Below are 20,842 nucleotides of genomic sequence, written 5' to 3' on the forward strand. Positions count from 1 at the left end.
ACCTGATGCCACTCTGGCGTGTTGGACAAGAAGCCCCTCTCTGAGGGGCTTTTTTATGCCTGTTCGCCGCTGACTGGTCTTTGCGGGGGTGGCCTGGGGTGGCCCGTCGGAGTGCTGGCGCGCGTCAGGCAGGGGCAGGAGTTGTTCGCGAGGCCGCTAGCGCGCGGTTTGTCGCGGGCAAAAGAAAACCCCCGATACACCAGGGGCGTATCGGGGGTTGGCACAGGCGCCGATAAGGGCGCCTGTCTACTCAGCTTATTGGCAAGCCTCGCAATCCGGCTCGTCGATGGCGCAAGCCTTCGGTACCGGGGCAGGACCGGCAGGGGCTGCCAGGACCGAGCTGTCACCGTGGTCGCCGCCGCTGGAAACAGCGTTCAGCTTGCCGGTGTTGATGGTGGACTTCTCGGTGCTGGTGGCGGCCAGTGCACGGAGGTAGTAAGTGGTCTTCAGGCCACGGTACCAGGCCATGCGGTAGGTCACGTCCAGCTTCTTGCCCGAAGCGCCGGCGATGTACAGGTTCAGCGATTGGGCCTGGTCGATCCACTTCTGGCGACGGGAGGCGGCATCGACGATCCACTTGGTCTCGACTTCGAACGCGGTGGCGTACAGGTCCTTCAGCTCTTGCGGGATACGCTCGATCTGCTGCACCGAACCGTCGTAGTACTTCAGGTCGTTGATCATGACCGAGTCCCACAGGCCGCGAGCCTTGAGGTCGCGTACCAGGTACGGGTTGATCACGGTGAACTCGCCGGACAGGTTCGATTTCACGTACAGGTTCTGGTAGGTCGGCTCGATCGACTGCGATACGCCAGTGATGTTGGCGATGGTCGCGGTCGGCGCGATGGCCATGATGTTCGAGTTGCGGATGCCTTTCTTCACGCGCTCGCGGATCGGCGCCCAGTCCAGGGACTCTTCCAGGTTGACGTCGATGTACTTGGCGCCACGGGCCTCGATCAGGATCTGCTGGCTGTCCAGCGGCAGGATGCCCTTGGACCACAGCGAGCCGTCGAAGGTCTGGTAGGCGCCGCGCTCATCGGCCAGGTCGCAGGAAGCCTGGATGGCGTAGTAGCTGACCGCTTCCATCGACTTGTCGGCGAAGTTCACCGCGGCGTCGGAGCCATACGGGATGTGCTGCAGGTACAGCGCGTCCTGGAAGCCCATGATGCCCAGGCCCACTGGACGGTGCTTGAAGTTCGAGTTTTGCGCTTGCGGCACCGAGTAGTAGTTGATGTCGATCACGTTGTCGAGCATGCGCACGGCGGTCTTGACGGTACGCGCCAGCTTGGCGGTATCCAGCTTGCCGTCGACGATGTGGTTCGGCAGGTTGATCGAGCCCAGGTTGCACACGGCGATCTCGTCGGCGTTGGTGTTCAGGGTGATCTCGGTGCACAGGTTCGAGCTGTGGACCACGCCTACGTGCTGCTGTGGCGAGCGCAGGTTGCATGGGTCCTTGAAGGTCAGCCATGGGTGGCCGGTCTCGAACAGCATCGACAGCATCTTGCGCCACAGGTCTTTGGCCTGGATGGTCTTGAACACCTTGATCTTGTTGTACTCGGTCAGGGCTTCGTAGTACTCGTAGCGCTCTTCGAAGGCCTTGCCGGTCAGGTCGTGCAGGTCAGGCACTTCCGATGGCGAGAACAGGGTCCACTTGCCGTCGTCGAAGACGCGCTTCATGAACAGGTCCGGGATCCAGTTGGCGGTGTTCATGTCGTGGGTGCGGCGCCGGTCGTCACCGGTGTTCTTGCGCAGCTCGAGGAATTCCTCGATGTCCAGGTGCCAGGTTTCCAGGTAGGCGCAGACCGCGCCCTTGCGCTTGCCGCCCTGGTTGACCGCGACGGCGGTGTCGTTGACCACCTTCAGGAACGGCACGACGCCTTGGGACTTGCCGTTGGTGCCCTTGATGTACGAGCCCAGGGCGCGTACCGGGGTCCAGTCGTTACCCAGGCCGCCGGCGAATTTCGACAGCATGGCGTTGTCGTGGATGGCGCCGTAGATGCCCGACAGGTCGTCTGGAACGGTGGTCAAGTAGCAGCTGGACAGCTGTGGACGCAGGGTGCCGGCGTTGAACAGGGTCGGGGTCGAAGCCATGTAGTCGAAGGACGACAACAGGTTGTAGAACTCGATGGCGCGGTCTTCGCGTTGTTTCTCTTCGATCGCCAGGCCCATGGCCACGCGCATGAAGAAGATCTGCGGCAGTTCGAAGCGCACGCCGTCCTTGTGGATGAAGTAGCGGTCGTACAGGGTCTGCAGGCCCAGGTAGGTGAACTGCTGGTCACGCTCGTGGTTGATGGCCTTGCCCAGTTTCTCGAGGTCGAATTCGGCCAGTATCGGGTTCAGCAGTTCGAACTCCACGCCCTTGGCGACGTAGGCCGGCAGAGCCTTGGCGTACAGGTCGGCCATCTCGTGGTGGGTGGCGCTGTCGGCGACGCCCAGGAAACCCAGGGCTTCGGCGCGCAGGGTGTCCATCAGCAGGCGGGCGGTGACGAACGAGTAGTTGGGCTCGCGTTCCACCAGGGTGCGGGCGGTCATTACCAGGGCGGTGTTGACGTCCTTGATGGCCACGCCGTCGTACAGGTTCTTCAGGGTTTCGCGCTGGATCAGGTCGCCGTCGACTTCTTCCAGACCTTCGCAGGCTTCGCTGACGATGGTGCCCAGGCGGCCCATGTCCAGGGGCGCGAAGCTGCCGTCGGCGCGAGTGATGCGGATCGAGGGATGGGCGTTCACCGGTTCTTCGCTGCTGGAGCGGGTGGCGCGTTCCTTGGCGCGGGAGTCGCGATAGATCACGTAGTCGCGGGCGACTTTCTGTTCGCCGGCGCGCATCAGGGCCAGTTCGACCTGGTCCTGGATTTCTTCGATATGGATGGTGCCGCCCGAAGGCATGCGACGCTTGAAGGTGGCGGTGACCTGTTCGGTCAGGCGTGCCACGGTGTCGTGGATTCGCGACGAGGCGGCAGCGGTGCCGCCTTCAACTGCGAGGAACGCTTTGGTGATAGCGACGGTGATCTTGTCGTCGGTGTAGGGAACGACAGTGCCGTTACGCTTGATCACGCGCAGTTGGCCAGGTGCGGTAGCAGACAGATCCAGGTTGGAATCGCCGGCCTGCGGCGCATGGGCCTGCGGGTTCTCGCGAGTTGTGTCGGTTTGCATGGGTGTCTCCACGTTCTCTATGTTTATTTGGGCACCAAGAAGGTGCCCACCGTTCCGTCCAGAAGCACTGCAGCCGGCACAAGCCGGCATGACGACTTCGGAACAGTTCAGGAAGGGGGCTGTTGGCGCCGCTTCCATGCCGAAGTCCTGGGTGCCGGGCATGGGCTCCGACACCTTGTTCCTGGGTGGCAGTCTGTTGCTGCAACACCCGTACCGTCTTCTCCTGGGCAGGGTGGAAAACGGTGCCATCCGCACGCGCGGTGTTGGTCTTCTAAAACAGCGATTGGTTCCACCAAACGGGCGCAAGAAAAGCGCTTGAGTTTCTTGTCTGAATTGTGTTTGGTTTTTTGGGTGAAACCCTAGATATAGGGTTTTTTAGCCGCCGGGCTACAAGATAATGCGTTTTTGGGGGGGTTGCAACGTACGGCCTGTGGATAAGTTTGTGCGTAAAGTGTGCATGGACTGGGTAAAACTCTCGCAGCCCGCAGTCCCACTGCATGGAACCGTTTGTCACTGTTTTTTACCTGCAAAAATTGCCCGGGAACGGATTTTTGCGGGCGCGAACCCTATCACAAAAAACCGTCCTGTCCGAGCCGTTTCAGTGGCTTGTATGGAGGCCTGCGGCGGTTGCTACAATCCGTCGCGATCCCCCGCGCAAGGCGTCTTCCTCAGGGCCGGTTATCGGTCTTTTTCATGACAGAAGGATGTACGCGTTCAGTTGCGCCCAATGCTGGCAACAAAAAACAAGAAGAGGTCGAGCGTGGAGCAAGAAGCCTGGCAGGTACTGATTGTCGAGGATGACCAGCGTCTGGCTGAGTTGACCCGGGAATATCTGGAGAGCAACGGATTGCGGGTGGCGATCGAAGGCAACGGTGCCCTGGCCGCCGCGCGGATCATCGCCGAGCAACCGGACCTGGTGATCCTCGACCTGATGCTGCCCGGGGAAGACGGCTTGAGCATCTGCCGCAAGGTCCGCGCTCGCTATGACGGGCCGATCCTCATGCTCACCGCGCGCACCGATGACATGGACCAGGTCATGGGCCTGGACCTGGGGGCCGATGACTATGTCTGCAAGCCGGTGCGCCCGCGCTTGCTGCTGGCACGGATTCAGGCTCTGCTGCGGCGTAGCGAGGCGCCTGAGCCTGCCCGGGAGAAGACCCGGCGCCTGCAGTTCGGTCCGCTGGTGGTGGACAACGCCTTGCGCGAAGCCTGGCTGTGCGATGCCGGGATCGAGCTCACCAGCGCCGAGTTCGACCTGTTGTGGCTATTGGTGGTCAATGCCGGACGGATCCTGTCCCGTGAGGAAATCTTCACGGCCTTGCGCGGTATCGGTTATGACGGCCAGGACCGTTCCATCGACGTCCGCATCTCGCGCATCCGCCCCAAGATCGGCGATGACCCGGAGCATCCGCGGCTGATCAAGACCATCCGCAGCAAGGGGTACCTGTTCGTGCCCGAAGCCGCTGCCGACATGCCGCTGTGAACTCGATCTTCCTGCGTATCTATGGCGGCATGTGCGCCGCCCTGGTCCTGGTGGCGCTGCTCGGGGTGCTGGCCCTGCACCTGCTCAACCAGGTGCGCAGCGAGCAATACCGCGAGCGCCTGGCCCACGGCACTTTCTCCCTGATGGCCGACAACCTGCAGCCGATGAGCGAGATCGAGCGTCGCCGGGCCCTGGCCGTCTGGGAGCGGTTGCTGGGCATTCCCCTGAGCCTCAAGACCTTCAGCCAGACCGACCTGGACAGCAGCCAGCGTGGCCGGGTGCTGCGCGGCCAGGCCCTGGTGGAGCAGACCGGCCCGTTCGCGGCCCGGGTCTACCGCCTGGTCAGCGACAAGGAGCAGTTGCTGCTCAGCGCCGAGGTCCAGCAGATCAGCGAGCAACTGGCCCGGGCCACCATCTATCTGTTGGCGGACGAGTTGGTGCGCTATCCCGTGGCCGAGCAGCCCCAGCGCCTGGCGGCGTTGAAGCAGGACAAGGGGTTCGGCTTCGACATGCACTTGTCGACCCTGGACGCCACCGACATGGACGATGACCAGCGCCGCCGGGTCGCCGAAGGCGATACCGTGATGGCGCTGGGCAAGGGGGGAGACTCGATCCGGGTGTTCGCCGGGCTGGTGGGCACGCCCTGGGTGCTGGAGATCGGCCCGCTGTACCAGATGAATCCCTATCCGCCGCAGTGGCTGGTGTTGATCGCGGTGCTGGGCTTGAGTCTGATCGGTCTGATCGTCTATCTGCTGGTGCGCCAGTTGGAGCGCCGGGTCAATGGCCTGGAGGCGGCTGCCACGCGTATCGCCAAGGGCAGCCTGGAGGTCCGGGTGCCGGCCAGGGGCGCGGATTCGGTAGGGCGCCTGGCGGCGGCCTTCAACGACATGGCCGAACATCTGCAGCGGTTGCTGGCGATCCAGCGCGAATTGGTACGTGCTGTATCCCATGAGTTGCGCACCCCGGTGGCGCGCCTGCGTTTCGGCCTGGAGATGATCGCCACCGCGAGTACCGACCAGGCACGGCACAAGCACCTGGACGGCATGGACAACGACATCCAGGACCTCGACCGGCTGGTGGACGAGATGCTCACCTATGCTCGCCTGGAACAGGGCTCGCCGGCCTTGAATTTCCAGCGGATCGACCTGGACGCCCTGATCAACCAGGTGATCGGTGAACTGGCGCCGTTGCGCGCCAACCTCCAGGTCCGGCGTGGCCTGTGCCTGTCGGCCGCCGATTGCGATGGCGCCTGGGTCGAGGCCGAGCCGCGTTATCTGCACCGCGCCCTGCAGAACCTGGTGGGCAACGCCATGCGGCATGCCGAGTCCCAGGTGACCGTCAGCTACCAGGTGGGCCAGTCGCGCTGTCGGGTGGATGTGGAGGACGATGGTCCCGGCGTGCCCGAGAGCGCCTGGGAGAAAATCTTTACGCCGTTCCTGCGCCTGGATGACAGTCGGACCCGGGCGTCCGGCGGCCATGGATTGGGACTGTCGATCGTGCGGCGGATTATCTACTGGCACGGTGGCCGGGCGCTGATCGGCCGTAGCAAGAGCCTGGGCGGCGCCTGCTTCAGTCTCAGCTGGCCACGGCAGCAGGAGCCGCGCTAAGGCTCAGGCGGGAATGGCGACCAGGCTCAGGACCTGCCCGTCCTCGACGGTGAACTGGCCGTCGAGCTCGCGCCCCTGGTGCCACTCCGCGGACAACTCGGTCAGCAAGCGCAGGCGCACTTGACCATCGAGGTTCCACTCCAGCACCTCGGCATGCTCGAAGTAGAAATTCTTGCGCACCAGTGGGTACAGGGTCTTGTATAGGCTTTCCTTGATCGAGAAGGTCAGGGTCACCGCCAGGGCGTGCAGTTCGTCTGGTAGCTGGTCGCGGCGCTGCAGCTCGGCGGGGGTCAGGATATGCCCTGCCAGGCTGGCCGAGCGTTCTCTTTCGAGCATTACTTCCAGGTCCATGCCCAGGGCTCGCCAATGCCGCTTATCGGCGACGATGGCCGCGGCGCGGCCGGTGCTGTGGGTGATCGAGCCGCAGATATGCTCCGGCCAGACCGGTGCGCGGTCATCGCCGATCGCCGGTACCCAGTCCAGTCCTTGCAACTGCCACAACGCGTTCCGTGCGCACAGGCGCCCCGCGAGGAACTCGGCCTGGCGCTTGGCCACCGAGCGCTGGATGTTCGCTGGGGCCTCGATGCCGCTGCGCTGGAAGTCGTCGGCAGCCAACTGCTTGGAGTCGAACCGGGTACTGAGCAAGAGGGTATTGGGCAAGGCCTCCGGCAGGGGCCAGGAAGCTTGCGGGACGGTACAGCAGGCGGGGAGGAGTTGGTGTTCGTTCATGGCTGCTAGTGTGCCGGGTTGCATCCTGGGTGGGTAGTCGTGCGCTCTATATAAAAAGAAAGGTGGCTGGTGCTGCCGGTAGCTGTGGGGGCGATGCCTCGGGGCTGCGGTTCAGGTGAGGTTAAGAGGTGTTCAGTGGGAGTTCAGGGCGGGCCGTTTACTCTTGCGCCTTACCTAAACGTCTATGGCGCAAAGTAAGCTTCCTATGACTTCGTTGAAAAAACTGCTGCTGGCCTTTACCGTTCCCGGTGCCAGCGCTGCCGCCCAGGGCGCCGACAGCAACTTCGCCGGCCTGTCCTTCGGCCAGACCCGCGACAAGATCAAGAAATCCGGTTCGCACAATGGCATCAAGCGGCGCCAGCAGAACCTGCTGGGCAGTCATGACCGGTTCTTGCCGGTGTCCTGCAGCAGGTTTCACAAAACACCTCGCTGGAGCTCGGCTATCGCTACCTGCGCAGCAATGCCGGGATCCAGACGAGCGAGCGTGGCGCTGGCAAGCAGGGGGCGCTGAGCCTCACCAGTAGCACCCAAACCTATCTCTCGGCCAACTACGCTTCCTGAACGAGCGGCCGGGTTTGAACCACGCCGGACCTTGCCTTGGCACGGTCCGGCGTTGGGTATTAATCATCTGGGCGCAGGAGTGCCCCGCAGACGTCGAATGTTGCCTGGGAGAGCATTATGAAATTGCTGGTCGTCGAGGATGAGGCGCTGTTGCGTCATCATTTGCAAACCCGCCTTACCGACAGTGGTCATGTCGTCGAGTCCGTGGCCAATGCCGAAGAGGCGTTGTACCAGACCGAGCAGTTCAACCACGACCTGGCGGTGATCGACCTGGGCCTGCCGGGCATGGGCGGGCTGGATCTGATCAGGCAACTGCGCGCCCGCGGCAAGACGTTCCCGATCCTCATCCTCACGGCCCGCGGCAACTGGCAGGACAAAGTCGAAGGCCTGGCCTCCGGCGCCGACGACTATGTGGTCAAGCCATTCCAGTTCGAGGAGCTGGAGGCCCGGCTCAATGCACTGTTGCGGCGCTCCAGTGGTTTCACCCAGTCGACCATAGTCGCCGGCCCGCTGCTGCTGGACCTCAATCGCAAGCAGGCGTCCCTGGATGAGCAGCCCCTGGCCCTGACGGCCTACGAATACCGGATCCTCGAATACCTGATGCGCCATCACCAGCAAGTGGTGGCCAAGGACCGGCTGATGGAGCAGTTGTATCCGGACGATGACGAGCGCGATCCGAATGTCATCGAAGTGCTGGTGGGGCGGTTGCGGCGCAAGCTTGAAGCGCCGTCGGGCTTCAAGCCGATCGATACGGTGCGCGGCCTGGGCTACCTGTTCAATGAGCGCTGCCGATGATTCGTTCGCTGCGCCTGCGCTTGATGCTGGCAGCAACCCTCCTCGCGGTCCTGTTCATGCTGGCCTTGCTGCCGGCCATGCAGGGCGCTTTCAGCCTGGCCCTGCAGGACTCCATCGAGCAGCGCCTGGCTTCGGACGTCACTACCCTGATCTCGGCTGCGCGCATCGAGGACAACCGCCTGCAGATGCCAGCGCAATTGCCCGACGAGCGTTTCAATCTCGCCGATAGCCGCCTGCTGGGCTACATCTATGATCGCGAGGGGCATCTGGTCTGGCGTTCCCGGGCCACCCAGGAAGAAAACATCAACTATCGGCCGCGCTACGACGGACGTGGCAACGAGTTCGCCAGGATCCGCGAGGCCAATGGCCAGGAGTTCTTCGTCTACGATGTCGAGATCAAGCTGCTGGGAGGCAAGAGCGCGGCGTTCAGCATCGTCGCCTTGCAGCCGGTGCGCGAGTACCAGCAGACCCTGGAAGGGGTGCGCGAGAACCTCTACCTGGGCTTCGGTGCGGCGTTGCTGGTGCTGCTGGCGCTGCTCTGGCTGGGCTTGACCTGGGGATTGCAGGCGCTGCGGCGCCTGAGCCAGGAGCTAGACCAGATCGAGAGCGGCACCCGCCAGAGCCTGAGCGAGGAACATCCGCGCGAGCTGCTGCGCCTGACGGGGTCGCTCAACCGCCTGCTGCAAAGCGAGCGCGACCAGCGTAGCCGCTATCGGGATTCCCTGGACGACCTGGCCCATAGCCTCAAGACCCCGCTGACGGTATTGCAAGGGGTCAGCGAGGACATGGCCCTGCGGCCCCAGGATCGTGAGCAGGCCTGGGTCCTGCAAACCCAGATCGAACGCATGAGCCAGCAGATCAGCTACCAGCTGCAGCGAGCCAGCCTGCGCAAGAGCGGCCTGGTGCGCCATCAGGTACGCCTGCGGCCATTGTTGCAGAGCCTGTGCGACACCCTGGACAAGGTCTATCGCGACAAGCAGGTACGGGTCTCGTTCGACCTGCCCGAGCGCTGCTACCTGCCGATCGAGCACGGTGCCTTGCTGGAGCTGCTGGGTAACCTGCTGGAAAACGCCTACCGCCTGTGCCTGGGTTCGGTGCGCATCAGCGTGCGCGAGAGCCTCGATGGTTCCGAGTTGTGTGTGGAGGATGACGGGCCGGGGGTGCCGCCGGACCAGCGGGCACGGATCCTCCAGCGTGGCGAACGCCTGGATCGCCAGCATCCGGGGCAGGGTATTGGCCTGGCGGTGGTCAAGGACATCATCGAAAGCTACGGCGCGCGCCTGGCCCTGGGCGATTCAGCCCTGGGCGGGGCGGCCTTCCGGATCCACTTTCCGGTCCTTTAGCCTGGTTGCTCACTGGGTCCGGGCGCGATAGGCGCCCGGGGTCAGACCGGTCCACTTCTTGAAGGCCCGATGGAAGGCCGAGGGTTCGGAAAACCCCAGTTGTTCGGCGATCTGTTGCAACGACAGGTCGGCGCGCCCCAGGTGATAGATGGCGATATCGCGCCGCAGCTCGTCCTTGAGTTCCTGGAAACTCAGGCCCTCTTCCCGTAGATGCCGGCGCAGGGTCTGGGGGCTGACGCGCATGTGTTGGGCGACGCTTTCCAGGTCCGGCCAGTGCCCGCGATCGCGGGCCAGCAGGCGGCGCAACTGGCTGGCGAGGCTGTCGCCTTCATCGGGGCGCGACAGCAGGTCGGCGGGGGAGCGTTCGAGAAAGTGCTTGAGGGTCCGTTCATCCTGCAGCAAGGGCATGCCCAGGTAGCGACTGTGGAACAACAAGCTGCTGTGGGGCTGGTCGAATTGCAGTGGGCAGGGGAACAGCAAGTCGTATTCCGCGCCGTGTTCAGGGCGCGGATAACTGAAACAGGCCTGCTCCAGGCGGACTCGCTGGCCGATCAGCCAGCTGCCCAGCCGGTGCCAGATCACCAGCAGGCATTCGCTGAGAAAGTGCTCGGGGTCCCAGAGTTCGGAGTCGTCCAGGCTCAGCCGGGCCATGTCTCCTTCACGCGTCAGGCTCAGGCGCGGGGCCTGCGGGAAGAGGCCATAAAACAATAATCCGCGATTGAGCGCCTTCTCCAGGGTGCGACAGTGGATCAGGGCGTGGCACATCATGGCGAAGGTCCCGGGTTTGCTCGGGCCATCGCCGAACCCCAGGTATTCGTCGTCCATTTCCAGCCATAGCTGTTGCAACAACTGGGTGAACTGCTCGGGAGCGAGGCGGGCTCTGGGCTGGTGCAGCAACTCGGGGCCGATGCCCAGGCGCTGTAGCAGCGGCAGGTAGTCGTAGCCGCGACGATGCGCGCCGCCGAGGGCGGCCCGGGCAAAGTGGCTGGCGATAGTGCGTTCGCGCATGCGGGCTGGTCCGTCCATTGAGTGGCGGATCTTAGCCAGCACCGCCAGGGGGGAACAAGGCGGATATCCGCCAAATTGTAGGGCGAGAATCGGCGGGCGGGCGGAAAACCGCCAGGCTCGGCGTTGCTCACTGGAAACGGAGTTCGGCTCTAACCCCTTGTTTTACAAGGTCTGTATGGCTTTTTCGCAAGGTGGCACGGGCCTTGCGACAGCGCTTGCAGATCTGCCGGTGTGCAGCTCGACACAACAAATCCCTCCAGCGCAGGAGGGTTCGCACTTTAGGCACCGCATGCCGTGATGGAAGCAGCATGCCGGGGCTCTTGAGGAACTTTGCAATGACGACTCGTCAGCCACTGTACAAATCCCTGTATCTCCAGGTGATCGTTGCCATCGCCATCGGCATCCTGCTCGGTCACTTCTATCCCCAGGCGGGGGTGGCCCTCAAGCCCTTGGGCGACGGCTTCATCAAACTGATCAAGATGGTCATCGCGCCGATCATTTTCTGCACCGTGGTGAGTGGCATCGCCGGCATGCAGAACATGAAGTCGGTGGGCAAGACCGGTGGCTACGCGCTGCTGTACTTCGAAATCGTCTCCACCATCGCCCTGCTGATCGGCCTGGTGGTGGTCAACGTCGTGCAGCCGGGCGCCGGCATGCATATCGACGCCTCGACCCTGGACGCCTCGAAAGTCGCCGCCTACGTGTCCGCCGGTAACGAGCAGAGCGTCGTCGCCTTCATTCTCAACGTCATCCCGGCGACCATCGTCGGTGCCTTCGCCAACGGCGACATCCTGCAAGTGCTGATGTTCTCGGTGATCTTCGGTTTCGCCCTGCATCGCCTGGGCGCCTATGGCAAGCCGATCCTGGACTTCATCGACCGCTTCGCCCACGTGATGTTCAACATCATCAACATGATCATGAAGCTGGCTCCCCTGGGCGCGCTGGGCGCCATGGCGTTCACCATCGGTGCCTACGGCGTGGGTTCGCTGGTGCAACTGGGCCAGCTGATGATCTGCTTCTACATCACCTGCGTGCTGTTCGTGCTGGTGGTCCTGGGCGCCATCTGCCGTGCCCACGGCTTCAGCGTGATCAAGCTGATCCGCTACATCCGTGAAGAACTGCTGATCGTACTGGGCACTTCCTCCTCGGAGTCGGCGCTGCCGCGCATGCTGATCAAAATGGAGCGCCTGGGCGCCAAGAAGTCGGTGGTCGGCCTGGTGATCCCCACCGGTTACTCCTTCAACCTGGACGGCACCTCGATCTACCTGACCATGGCCGCGGTGTTCATCGCCCAGGCCACCGATAGCCACATGGACATCACCCACCAGATCACCCTGCTGCTGGTGTTGCTGCTGTCGTCCAAGGGCGCTGCCGGCGTCACCGGTAGCGGCTTCATCGTCCTGGCGGCTACCCTGTCGGCCGTGGGCCACCTGCCAGTGGCCGGCCTGGCGCTGATCCTCGGCATCGACCGCTTCATGTCCGAAGCCCGTGCCCTGACCAACCTGGTGGGCAACGCCGTGGCCACCGTAGTGGTCGCCAAGTGGGTCAAGGAACTGGACGAAGACAAGCTGCAAGCCGAGCTGGCCTCCGGTGGTCGGGCGATCATCGACACCCGCGAAACCGACGACCTGGGCGTGGCCGAAGGCCCGGCGCCAAGCGTCAGGTAAGCTTCGTCGTATGAAAAAACCCGCCTCGGCGGGTTTTTTATTGCCCCGTGCCTTGAGCGCAACGGTCATTGTCGCTGACCGCTGCGGTGATTGGCGGACGCGCCGTGGCTGCCTACTCTGTGGGCTGTCGATCAGAAGGAGAGGCACATGCAAGGGCCGTTGGCGTCACTCAAGGTACTGGATTTCTCTACCCTGCTGCCGGGGCCGTTCGCTTCGCTGCTGCTGGCGGACATGGGCGCGCAGGTGCTGCGCATCGAGTCGCCGACCCGCATGGACTTGCTGCGGGTCCTGCCGCCCCATGACCAGGGCGTATCGGCCAGCCATGCCTACCTCAACCGCAACAAGCGCAGCCTGGCCCTGGACCTGAAGCGACCCGAGGCCCTGGAGGTGGTGCGGCAACTGGTGCAGGACTACGACATCGTCCTCGAGCAGTTCCGTCCGGGGGTGATGGAGCGCCTGGGGCTGGGCTACGAGGCCTTGAAGGCGATCAATCCGCGGCTGATCTACGTGTCCATCACCGGCTACGGCCAGACTGGCCCCTACAAGGATCGCGCCGGGCATGACATCAACTACCTGGCCCTGGCCGGCCTGGCCAGCCAGACCGGCCGCCGGCAACAGGGGCCGTTGCCCCTGGGTATCCAGGTGGCGGACATCGCCGGCGGCTCCCTGCACGGAGTGATCGGCCTGCTGGCCGCAGTGGTCGCCCGCCAGCACAGTGGCCAGGGCCAGCACCTGGACGTGAGCATGACCGACTGCGTGTTCAGCCTCCACGCCATGGCCGGTGCCGGCTACCTGGCTTGTGGGGTGGAGCCCGGGATGGAGCAGCAAGTGCTCAACGGTGGCAGTTTCTATGACTATTACCGTACCCGCGACGGGCGCTGGTTATCGGTGGGCAGTCTGGAGCCGGGGTTCATGCAGCAGTTGTGTGGGGCCCTGGGGCGGCCGGAACTGGCGGCCCAGGGGCTATCGCCCGTACCCGAACAGCAGCAGGCCCTCAAGCACGCCTTGCAGGTCGAATTCGAGAAACATGATTTTGTCGAATTGTGCCGGCTGTTCGAGGACCTGGATGCCTGTGTCGAGCCGGTGCTGGGCCTGGCCGAGGCCTTGGCGCATCCACAGTTGCAGGCGCGCCAGCTGGTCAGCCAGGTACCGCGCGAGGATGGCAGTCGGCAGGCGCAGATCGCTTGTCCGCTGAAGTTTTCCGCGGGCCTGCCCGAGCCGCGACATGTCGGCGCAAGGCTGGGGGCCCATTCCGCCGAGGTGTTGGCGGAGTTGGGATACGACGCCGAGCGGATCGAGGCATTGCGACGCGACCGGGTGATCGCCTAGGGGCAGGTCACTCGACCCGGGTTTCGCCGCTGTAGACCAGGGTCTGCCGGCAACGCCTGCACAGGTAGCGCCGCCCCTGGGCCACCAGCTTGTGGCGCTGGGCGGAAAACGGAAAATCGCTCTGGGCGCAGGGGCAGCGGTAGATGTAGCGGGTCACGCGGCGCCGCTGCACCTCGTAGGTATGGCAGCGATTGGGCGGCAGTTCGTAGACCCCGCGCATGATCAGCTGCCATTCCTCGCCGTGGGGCTGGATGCGATCGCCGAACAGCTGGTGGGCGATCAGGTGCGCCACTTCGTGGGCCACGGTCTGCTTGAGGAAGTCCGCGGTGTTCTCCCGGTACAACTGCAGGTTGAAGCGCAGCAGGTTCTCGTGCAGGTGGGCGACCCCGGCTTTCTGGCCACGCAACTTGAGGCTGACCACCGGTCGCTTGAAGGGGCGTTTGAAAAAGGATTCAGCAAGTAGGAAACAGTCTTCGACGCGGGTATTGAGTTGCTCGGGCATGCTTGGCGGTTCTCCAGAGCGCTCGAGTATGCCGCAAAGGCCGCTGAATCCGAACCGCCAAGCCGCCCAATGGTCATGCCCGCAAAGAGGAAGGCCGCCTTGCGGCGGCCTGTATTGGCAGACAGAGGATTATTATTGGCGCGGCGTCAGTTGGTGTAGACGGGGCCGACGCCCAGGCCCCAGACGATGACGGTGAACGCCATGATCGCCACCAGCACCACCAGTCCCACCGCCAGCACCGAGCTGGAGAACAGGAAACCTTCGTCGGACGGGATGTTCATGAAGGTCGGCAGCCCGACATAGAGCAGGTACACCGTGTAGCAGATGGCCGCCGTGCCGACGATCATGCCCAGCCACATGTGCGGGTAGAGCGCCGCCAGCCCGCCGACGAACAGCGGGGTCGCGGTATAGGTGGCGAAGGCCACGCAGCGCGCCAGGCTCGGATTGGCGTCATAGGTGCGGGCCATCCAATGGATGAAGCCGCCCATGACCCCGACACCGCCAAGCATGGCCAGGTACGACATGATGGTCATCCACAGGGCACTTTCACTGGTCAGCATCACCGGCGCGCGGCTGCCGATGACCCAGCCGACCTGGGTGGTGCCGATGAAGGCCGAGATAGCGGGGATCGCCGCCAGGATCAATGTGTGGGTGAGGTACATGTGGCTGATGCTTTCTTCGGCATCGCCACGGATGTCTCGCCATTCCTGATCGGGGTGGGTGAAGAGTCCTACGACATGATGAATCATGGTCAGTCACTCCTTTGTTGTTGCCATCGCCCCCCTGCGGAGCGCTACAACCACGTGGCACAGTGCAGGTCTGTATATGCGACCTTATGTCGCAGTATAGGGAGGAGTTGTCGCCAGATGTGCACCTCTTTAGAGCAAATTGCGCTGTAAAAGCCTGGGCTAATCGCCAGGGCCTCTGTCACTGCCGACCCTGTGGCCGCTGCTCGGCAGCGCTTTCGCGGGGCGAGTGTTTTTGCGTAAAATATCCGGCTTTTCGTCACACACCTCGCGGATTCCAAGCGCCATGGGCACTCTTACGGTCAACCAGAACAAACTGCAGAAACGCCTGCGCCGGCAGGCGGGCGAAGCGGTCGCCGATTTCAACATGATCGAAGATGGCGACAAGGTCATGGTCTGCCTGTCCGGCGGCAAGGACAGCTACACCATGCTCGACGTGCTGCTGCACCTGCAGAAGGTGGCCCCGATCAAGTTCGAGATCGTCGCGGTGAACATGGACCAGAAGCAGCCTGGCTTCCCCGAGCACGTACTGCCGGCCTACCTCAAGGAACTGGGGATCGAGTACCACATCGTCGAGAAGGACACTTACTCGGTGGTCAAGGAGCTGATACCGGAAGGCAAGACTACCTGCTCGCTGTGCTCGCGCCTGCGCCGCGGCACCCTGTACACCTTCGCCGACGAGATCGGTGCGACCAAGATGGCCCTGGGTCACCATCGCGACGACATCGTCGAGACCTTCTTCCTCAACATGTTCTACAACGGCTCGCTCAAGGCCATGCCGCCCAAGTTGTTGGCCGACGACGGGCGTAACGTGGTGATCCGTCCGCTGGCCTACTGCAGCGAGAAGGACATCCAGGCCTATTCCGACCTCAAGCAGTTCCCGATCATCCCCTGCAACCTCTGTGGTTCCCAGGAGAACCTGCAGCGCCAGGTGGTCAAGGAAATGCTCCAGGAGTGGGAGCGCAAGAGCCCGGGGCGGACCGAGAACATCTTCCGCGGCCTGCAGAACGTCATCCCGTCCCAGCTGGCGGACCGCAACCTGTTCGACTTCACCAGCCTGCGCATCGATGAAAGCGCCACGCCGCGCTTCGTCAACGTAGTGAACCTCTAGGCCTGGGGGATTTGCCGCGCCGTTCATTGCCGGCGCGGCACGCTGTTTCATTCCGTGGTGGGGCGGGGAATGAACGCCAGGTTGCCTTGCGCGGGTTTGCCGGCCAGCCGCTCGCCATTGGTCGGTTGGGTCCTGATTACCTGGTGATCGTCACCCAGGTAGTCCAGCAACTGCCGGCCTTTGTTGTCCTGTGCCACGAAGATCAGGGTGCGCTGGGGATCCCAGTGCTGGCCGCTGGTGCGCTCCAGCCAGGCCATGAAGTCGGCGCTGGTGCCGTGCTTCGGGAAGTCCTGGTTCTCGGGCACGTAGTAGAACGGCGCCCCCTGGTTCTGCACGTACATCGGCAGCTTGTTGTCGACCTCCACCATCACCATTCGCCATTGGTTCCAGGGAGCTATCCGGCTGGCCTCGGCCTTGACCTGCGTGGCGAAGCCGATCACTCCGCCACCGCCGTTGCTCCAGGGGTAGGCCAGCCCCAGCACCAGCAGCATCAACATGGCTGCGCTGGCCAATCCCAGGTTCCAGCCGCGACTGCGCTCCCGGCCTTGGTCCCGTGCCTGCTCCAGGCGCCGGGACAGCCACCAGGCGCCCAGCAACTGGGCGAAGGGCACCAGGGGCAGGACGTAGTAGCTGCGCCGGCTGCCGCTGGCGGTGAAGAACAGGAACAGCAGGCCCAGGGCCCAGACCAGCCAGCGCTCGTTGGGCTGCAACTGGCGCCAGCGCCGGGTCGCGACCCAGAGCCCGAGGATCCAGCATGGGGCCCAGGGCAAGGTGTAGAGCGGCAGGTACACCAGGTAGGTGTAGATCGGCCCGACATGGTCGAACGGGTCGAAGAAGCGGACGACGTTCTCGCGAAACACCAGGCTCAGGCCGCTTTCTCCGGAGTGCGGGGTGCCATATAGATGCGAGAGCAGGAACGGCACCATGTACAAGGCACCGGCCAGCAGGATTGCCAGGGCCAGGCGCAGGTTGAGATGGCGCTTCCAGCGCCCCTGGGCCAGCAGGTGCGGCAGCAGGATCAGGCCCGGCAGGACAAAGCCGATCAAGCCCTTGAGCAATGAGGTGATCGCCAAAAGCAGGAAGAACACCGTATAGCGCCCCAGGCGGGTGTCCTCCGGGCCTCGCCAGTACCACCACACCGCGGCCAGTACGCCGCACACGGTGAGAATGTCGGCGGTGGCTACCCGGGCCCAGAAGACGAAATAGAAGGTGGTGGCCAGCATCCAGCCGGCGATCAGGCCAGTGCCCTTGTGCAATAGCTGCTCGCCCAGCCGGTATACCAGCCAGATGCTCAGCCAGGCGGCCAGTACGGAGGACAATCGCAGCGACCAGTGCCCCAGTCCTCCGGTCAGCCAGGTGCTGGCAACGATCAGCCAGTAGGAGGGCAGGGGTTTGTCGTAATAGGGGCTGCCTTTGAGAGAGGGATCGAAGTAGTCGCCGCTCTGCAGCATTTGCAGCACGATGTTGGCCCAACGGGTTTCCGGTCCCCATAGCTCGCGCGAGCCCAGGCCGAGCAGCAGGATCAGGGCGGACACGCCGAGCAGCAGGGCCAGGGCCTTGCGTTCGCTGTTGCAGATCTTCATGGGCGAGATTCCGTGGATTGAGTCGGGAGGCGACGGGCGCGACATGCCAGCGTCGACCGGAGTCGGCGCTGACGCCTCCAGGGTGTGCTCAGGTCAAGTCAGGGTTGTGTTGCGGGCAGGATCAGGATCAGCAGGTTGCCTTTCACGTAGCGTTTGCCACCCAGCGGCAGTTGGGCCACTTCCTGGTTCTCCAGGACATCCTTGACCCGCATGACGACGCCTACCGAGCCTTGTTTGCGTGCCGCGTCCATCCAGGAGCCGATTCCGGCCATGTCTACCTTGCGCTGGATCGCATCAGGGTAAGCCAGGCCATATTTCAGCTCGCCCTCGGTGTTGTACAGCGTCACCTGTGGGCGCCGCAGGCGCCAGGACAGGGCCGAGGCCGCACCCAGGTCGTTGCTCAAGAGAGTGCTGGTCTGCTGGAGTTCCTCGAGGTGTTCCTTGATGAACTGGTCGGGCATCTCCTTGTGGACGATCATCGCAGGCATGCCCGCTGGCAGCAGCGCCACCAGCAGCCAGAGGCCCAGGGCCGGTGCCGCCCAGTATTGCAGTGGCCTGGAGGTGGGCAGCAGGTTGGCGATGATCCAGCCCATGAGCATGATGAATACCAGGGACAGGCCGAGCATTTCATCGTGGCCGTACACTGGCCGGGTGATCTGCAGCACCAGCAGCGCCACCAGGGCGCCAACGCCGATCACCAGGTTGAGCAGGGCGTTGAGGCGTACTTCCCGACCCTGGCCGGCACTGATGCGCTCAACCAGGGCATGGCCCATCAGCACGGCCAGGGGCAGCAAGCACGGCATGATGTAGGTCGGCAGCTTGCCGCGGCTGAGGCTGAAGAACACCAGCGGCAGGATCAACCACAGCAACAGGAAGCCGCTGCTGGCCTGGCGCTTGTCCTTCCAGGCCTGGAGCAGGGTGCCGGGCAGGAGGGCCGCCCACGGCAGGCTCGAGACCACGAGCAGGGGAATGTAGAACCACCAGGGACGGGTGTGCTGGGCGTTCTCGGCGGCGAAGCGGCGAATATGTTCATGCCAGAAGAAAAAACGCCAGAAGTCCGGTTCCTGGGCATGGATGCTCAGCACCCAGGGCAGGCTGATCAGGACCGCCACCAGCACCGCCACCAGGCCGTAGCGCAGCAGTTGGCCAAGGCGGCGCTGCCAGAGTGCGTAGGGTAGGGCGATCAGTACCGGAAGCAGCCAGGCCAGGAAGCCCTTGGTCATGAACCCCATGCCGCAGGCCGCGCCCAGGGTGGCCCAGGCCACCAGGCGGGCACGTGCGGTCTGGGCGTGCAGGGCGAACCACAAGGCAACCAGGCTCAGGTTGACCCACAGGCTGAACTGCGGATCGAGATTGGAATACCCGGCCTGGCCGGCCACCAGGCCGAAGCTCATGTATAGCAGGGCTGCGGCGAAGCTCTTGCGTGGGTCGTTCCACATCCGCCGGGTGATCAGGTAGGCCAGTACCACGCTCAGGCCGGTGCTCACGGCGGAAGCGATGCGCACGCCGAACAGGTTGTCGCCGAAAACGGCCTGGCCGATGGCGATCAACCAGTATCCGGCAATGGGTTTCTCGAAGTAGCGGATGCCCATGAAGTGCGGTGCGACCCAATCGCCGCTCAGCAGCATTTCCTGGCTGATCTGGGCGTAGCGGGTCTCATCCGGGATCCACAGGCCATGGCCAGTCAGTGGCAGCAGGTAGAACAGGCCGAAGGCCAGCAAAAGAAAGAGCAGTCCCCAGCGTTGCAGGATGTCGGTCGTACTTCCACCCATGGTGTAGCCGGACGGCGTGGTGCTTGTTCCATAAGCCTGGGGTGGCAAGGTGCGGTGCATTGTTGTCCTCTAATTCATCTGCTGGAAGCTGGGGCGTTACTTGTATCGGGTGTAGCCGATAAACATCACTAGTTAGCAAGCTCAGTATTTTCAGCTCGTAAAGAATTGACGGCGGCCGTCTTTTTCGCTTTGACGTGGTCCTGTTACTGGTGCGGTGCTGTTATAAATAGCGCGGTAGTTTCTTGTACTAGTACAGTTCTTGCCGAAGTCAACTTCCTCAAGTGTCTAGTGTGTATTCGCGCCGAATGAAATCTGTTGGGGTGTTGTAAAAAAGGGTTATAACTTGGCCGCCTCCGGCCCCAGCGCCTGCTGCCAGTCCTCGACCTTGATACTGCCAAGAATCTGCAACGTGCCATCGCTGTTCAGGGTGACGAACAACGAACTGTTGTACTGACTGTGGGGGGCGTGTTCGAAGCCCAGTTGGCTCTCCAGGTCGCTGATGCAATCGCTGTGGGTGACCAGCACCAGGTTGCGTCGTGGAGCCTTGTGCGCCTTGATCGTTTCGCCAAGTTCGCTGCCGCAGCTGAGCAGCCAGTCCTGGGTCTTGGCCGGTTGGCCGAACATGAATTCCGCAGTTTGCCGGGTGCGGGTGGCGGGGCTGCTGATGACATCGGTGGACTCCATGCCCAGGACCTGGAAGGCCCGGCCCAGCCTCCTGGACATGCTGCTTCCGGTCAGCGTGATGCCATCGGCAGGCCCTACGCAGGGAGTAGGCGAACGGTCGCAGCGTTCGGCATGGCGTACCAGGGCGATCACCTCGCCACTGTTCCAATGACGGTACATGCCTGCGCTTTCCATCTGGTTGGCGGCTCCCAGGTCCAGGGGCGCGCCAGGCCAGAGCACGAAGCCGCTGACGAGGATTGCCACAGTCGTGGTGCAGGCCCACACCATGGCCTTGCGGACTCGGTGTGGGCGTGGGGGCATGGCACCCGTGCCGGGTTTGGCAGTATCGATCACTTCGCTTACCTGAACTGTTCTGGATGAGGGCTTGTCATTCGGGTTGGAGCTGATGTTCTGAAAAGACCGGTAACGGGACCTGCGCTACAACTGGCTGCCAATCTAGAGCGTGCCGGGTTAGCGAAGGGTGAAAGCAATGTGAAAAAAACGAATGGGTCATGATCATTATTTAAAGCCCGACAGCCTCTGTTCAGGTTGCTGGCCTAATCAATGCTTAGTAGTCCATTTGTACATGGCTAATGATTGCAGAATGTCGATTCTGCTAGTCCGTTACCGATCGTCTTAATCGTGGGGGAAGTTCAGGCGGACTTTATCCGATCGCAAACAGCGAGTGAGAAATCCCCGCGTTTAGTTCAGCTTATTGTCAGCTTGCGTAGTCGGTTGGGCGAAAGTGAGGAAGATCTCCCTGCCCGTTGCAGGCAGGGAGATGGTCTGCAAATTA

Annotated in this window: 15 protein-coding genes and 1 pseudogene; 8 read left to right on the forward strand and 8 right to left on the reverse strand. The window is 63.1% G+C overall.

The window, feature by feature from the left end; translation table 11 throughout:
* Positions 1-255: 255 nt before the first annotated feature.
* Positions 256-3,147 carry a ribonucleoside-diphosphate reductase subunit alpha gene (locus ACK6AU_RS11400; protein ID WP_409299372.1) on the reverse strand — a complete coding sequence of 964 codons (2,892 nt, stop codon included), beginning with the start codon at positions 3,145-3,147 and terminating at the stop codon, positions 256-258.
* Between the two features lie 760 nt (positions 3,148-3,907).
* Here ACK6AU_RS11400 and ACK6AU_RS11405 point away from each other — a divergent pair.
* Both ACK6AU_RS11405 and ACK6AU_RS11410 read left to right on the forward strand, forming a co-directional pair.
* Positions 3,908-4,630: a response regulator gene (locus ACK6AU_RS11405; protein ID WP_185699685.1), complete on the forward strand. Its 723-nt coding sequence runs from the start codon at positions 3,908-3,910 to the stop codon at positions 4,628-4,630.
* Positions 4,627-6,237: an ATP-binding protein gene (locus ACK6AU_RS11410; RefSeq protein ID WP_185699686.1), complete on the forward strand. Its 1,611-nt coding sequence runs from the start codon at positions 4,627-4,629 to the stop codon at positions 6,235-6,237. Before ACK6AU_RS11405 ends, ACK6AU_RS11410 begins: the two co-directional genes overlap by 4 nt.
* 3 nt (positions 6,238-6,240) lie before the next feature.
* Here the strand turns inward: ACK6AU_RS11410 and ACK6AU_RS11415 are convergent, their stop codons facing one another.
* Positions 6,241-6,966: a 4'-phosphopantetheinyl transferase gene (locus tag ACK6AU_RS11415; protein ID WP_185699687.1), complete on the reverse strand. Its 726-nt coding sequence runs from the start codon at positions 6,964-6,966 to the stop codon at positions 6,241-6,243.
* Positions 6,967-7,171: 205 nt separating this feature from the next.
* Between ACK6AU_RS11415 and ACK6AU_RS11420 the strand changes: the two are divergent.
* From ACK6AU_RS11420 to ACK6AU_RS11430, 3 genes and pseudogenes are all read left to right on the forward strand, one after another.
* Positions 7,172-7,527: pseudogene (locus tag ACK6AU_RS11420) on the forward strand (hypothetical protein).
* Between the two features lie 117 nt (positions 7,528-7,644).
* Entirely contained in the window at positions 7,645-8,322 is a 678-nt protein-coding gene (locus ACK6AU_RS11425) for a response regulator (protein ID WP_185699688.1), read from the forward strand.
* A complete protein-coding gene (locus ACK6AU_RS11430; protein WP_185699689.1) occupies positions 8,319-9,665 on the forward strand; it encodes an ATP-binding protein in 1,347 nt (448 codons plus the stop codon). The genes ACK6AU_RS11425 and ACK6AU_RS11430 overlap by 4 nt, the downstream gene beginning before the upstream one ends.
* Positions 9,666-9,674: 9 nt before the next feature.
* On the opposite strand, the gene ACK6AU_RS11435 is transcribed toward ACK6AU_RS11430, so the two are convergent.
* Positions 9,675-10,673: an AraC family transcriptional regulator gene (locus tag ACK6AU_RS11435; RefSeq protein ID WP_185699690.1), complete on the reverse strand. Its 999-nt coding sequence runs from the start codon at positions 10,671-10,673 to the stop codon at positions 9,675-9,677.
* 335 nt (positions 10,674-11,008) lie between these two features.
* Here ACK6AU_RS11435 and ACK6AU_RS11440 point away from each other — a divergent pair, with 335 nt between their 5' ends.
* Positions 11,009-12,340 carry a dicarboxylate/amino acid:cation symporter gene (locus ACK6AU_RS11440; protein ID WP_185699691.1) on the forward strand — a complete coding sequence of 444 codons (1,332 nt, stop codon included), beginning with the start codon at positions 11,009-11,011 and terminating at the stop codon, positions 12,338-12,340.
* Between the two features lie 147 nt (positions 12,341-12,487).
* Complete coding sequence (locus tag ACK6AU_RS11445) at positions 12,488-13,669, forward strand: CaiB/BaiF CoA-transferase family protein (RefSeq protein ID WP_185699692.1); 1,182 nt, start codon at positions 12,488-12,490, stop codon at positions 13,667-13,669.
* 7 nt (positions 13,670-13,676) lie between these two features.
* On the opposite strand, the gene ACK6AU_RS11450 is transcribed toward ACK6AU_RS11445, so the two are convergent.
* Both ACK6AU_RS11450 and ACK6AU_RS11455 read right to left on the reverse strand, forming a co-directional pair.
* Positions 13,677-14,171: a SprT family zinc-dependent metalloprotease gene (locus ACK6AU_RS11450; RefSeq protein WP_185699693.1), complete on the reverse strand. Its 495-nt coding sequence runs from the start codon at positions 14,169-14,171 to the stop codon at positions 13,677-13,679.
* 146 nt (positions 14,172-14,317) lie between these two features.
* On the reverse strand, positions 14,318-14,920 hold the full coding sequence (locus ACK6AU_RS11455; protein ID WP_022640255.1) for a Yip1 family protein: 603 nt from the start codon (positions 14,918-14,920) through the stop codon (positions 14,318-14,320).
* A 283-nt stretch (positions 14,921-15,203) separates the two neighbouring features.
* Between ACK6AU_RS11455 and ttcA the strand changes: the two genes are divergently transcribed.
* Complete coding sequence (ttcA, locus tag ACK6AU_RS11460; protein WP_409299378.1) at positions 15,204-16,028, forward strand: tRNA 2-thiocytidine(32) synthetase TtcA; 825 nt, start codon at positions 15,204-15,206, stop codon at positions 16,026-16,028.
* Positions 16,029-16,075: 47 nt separating this feature from the next.
* Here ttcA and ACK6AU_RS11465 read toward each other — a convergent pair whose 3' ends face one another.
* The 3 genes from ACK6AU_RS11465 to ACK6AU_RS11475 all read right to left on the reverse strand — a co-directional run bounded on the left by ACK6AU_RS11465 (position 16,076) and on the right by ACK6AU_RS11475 (position 20,367).
* The gene (locus ACK6AU_RS11465) at positions 16,076-17,611 is read right to left on the reverse strand and encodes an ArnT family glycosyltransferase (RefSeq protein WP_409299380.1); all 1,536 of its coding nucleotides are present in this window, start codon (positions 17,609-17,611) and stop codon (positions 16,076-16,078) included.
* A 98-nt stretch (positions 17,612-17,709) separates the two neighbouring features.
* Entirely contained in the window at positions 17,710-19,383 is a 1,674-nt protein-coding gene (gene arnT, locus ACK6AU_RS11470) for a lipid IV(A) 4-amino-4-deoxy-L-arabinosyltransferase (protein WP_260498006.1), read from the reverse strand.
* A 336-nt stretch (positions 19,384-19,719) separates the two neighbouring features.
* On the reverse strand, positions 19,720-20,367 hold the full coding sequence (locus tag ACK6AU_RS11475; protein ID WP_185699697.1) for a histidine phosphatase family protein: 648 nt from the start codon (positions 20,365-20,367) through the stop codon (positions 19,720-19,722).
* Positions 20,368-20,842: the final 475 nt, after the last annotated feature.

The sequence above is a fragment of the Pseudomonas sp. KCJK8993 genome (assembly GCF_046230915.1).
Lineage (GTDB): Bacteria > Pseudomonadota > Gammaproteobacteria > Pseudomonadales > Pseudomonadaceae > Aquipseudomonas > Aquipseudomonas piscis.

What these genes read in the sequence shown, in the direction of transcription:
- ACK6AU_RS11400 (WP_409299372.1), bottom strand. Translation starts at nt 3,147, where the DNA reads ATGCAAACCGACACAACTCGCGAGAACCCGCAGGCCCATGCGCCGCAG.
- ACK6AU_RS11415 (WP_185699687.1), bottom strand. Translation starts at nt 6,966, where the DNA reads ATGAACGAACACCAACTCCTCCCCGCCTGCTGTACCGTCCCGCAAGCT.
- ACK6AU_RS11425 (WP_185699688.1), top strand. Translation starts at nt 7,645, where the DNA reads ATGAAATTGCTGGTCGTCGAGGATGAGGCGCTGTTGCGTCATCATTTG.
- ACK6AU_RS11430 (WP_185699689.1), top strand. Translation starts at nt 8,319, where the DNA reads ATGATTCGTTCGCTGCGCCTGCGCTTGATGCTGGCAGCAACCCTCCTC.
- ACK6AU_RS11435 (WP_185699690.1), bottom strand. Translation starts at nt 10,673, where the DNA reads ATGCGCGAACGCACTATCGCCAGCCACTTTGCCCGGGCCGCCCTCGGC.
- ACK6AU_RS11440 (WP_185699691.1), top strand. Translation starts at nt 11,009, where the DNA reads ATGACGACTCGTCAGCCACTGTACAAATCCCTGTATCTCCAGGTGATC.
- ACK6AU_RS11445 (WP_185699692.1), top strand. Translation starts at nt 12,488, where the DNA reads ATGCAAGGGCCGTTGGCGTCACTCAAGGTACTGGATTTCTCTACCCTG.
- ACK6AU_RS11450 (WP_185699693.1), bottom strand. Translation starts at nt 14,171, where the DNA reads ATGCCCGAGCAACTCAATACCCGCGTCGAAGACTGTTTCCTACTTGCT.
- ACK6AU_RS11455 (WP_022640255.1), bottom strand. Translation starts at nt 14,920, where the DNA reads ATGATTCATCATGTCGTAGGACTCTTCACCCACCCCGATCAGGAATGG.
- ttcA (WP_409299378.1), top strand. Translation starts at nt 15,204, where the DNA reads ATGGGCACTCTTACGGTCAACCAGAACAAACTGCAGAAACGCCTGCGC.
- ACK6AU_RS11465 (WP_409299380.1), bottom strand. Translation starts at nt 17,611, where the DNA reads ATGAAGATCTGCAACAGCGAACGCAAGGCCCTGGCCCTGCTGCTCGGC.
- arnT (WP_260498006.1), bottom strand. Translation starts at nt 19,383, where the DNA reads ATGGGTGGAAGTACGACCGACATCCTGCAACGCTGGGGACTGCTCTTT.
- ACK6AU_RS11475 (WP_185699697.1), bottom strand. Translation starts at nt 20,367, where the DNA reads ATGCCCCCACGCCCACACCGAGTCCGCAAGGCCATGGTGTGGGCCTGC.